Source organism: Comamonas sp. B-9 (assembly GCF_000410635.1).
Classification (GTDB): Bacteria; Pseudomonadota; Gammaproteobacteria; order Burkholderiales; family Burkholderiaceae_C; genus Comamonas.
Genome location: NZ_KE148623.1, coordinates 3,184 through 3,731, shown reverse-complemented (window position 1 = coordinate 3,731; position 548 = coordinate 3,184). Strand labels below are relative to the sequence as shown.

The following is a 548-nucleotide window of genomic DNA, read 5'->3' as shown; positions in this document are numbered from 1 at the left end:
GGCAGCAGGCGGTTGCCGTAGAGGTAGCCGATGGAGGCCAGCGAGGTGCCGGCCAGCGCTGCGATGTTCAGCGCATCGATGCAGCGGTAGGCGGCTGACGTGGCCCGGCCCCAGCCATGGTCGCTGCGCGTTCGGCGCTTGCTGGCAAACAGCAGCAGGCCGGTGGCCACCATGGCCGTGCCGGCCAGCCCGCAGACAAAGTAAAGCCATTTCATGGTCCAGCCGCCAAAGCGGGCCATGTGCAGCGACTCGATGACCGGGTGCACATCGCGCGCGCTGGCGGCTGGCTCGGACCGGGGCGGTGCCTGCAGTACCTCACCGGTGTCGGCGGCGATGTGGACCTGCTCGGCGACGTTGTGCATGCGCCTGGAATAGGCGCTGTCGGCCTGCTGCGCCGTAAAGCGGTGGCTGGCGGGGCCCTGCGGCGGGCGCTGCAGCGCGATGGATGCCACCGGCTGGCGCAGCAGCGACTGCGCCAGTTGCAGCTGCTGGGCCAACTGCGGGCCGGCTGGCGGCAGACCGGGCCGGGCTGCCTCTGTGCCCGCGTT

At 71.2% G+C, this 548-nt stretch carries 1 protein-coding gene; it reads right to left on the bottom strand.

The features are described from left to right. On the bottom strand, positions 1-548 hold a 548-nt coding region (locus tag H928_RS33525), incomplete at both ends, for a PepSY-associated TM helix domain-containing protein (protein ID WP_239644998.1).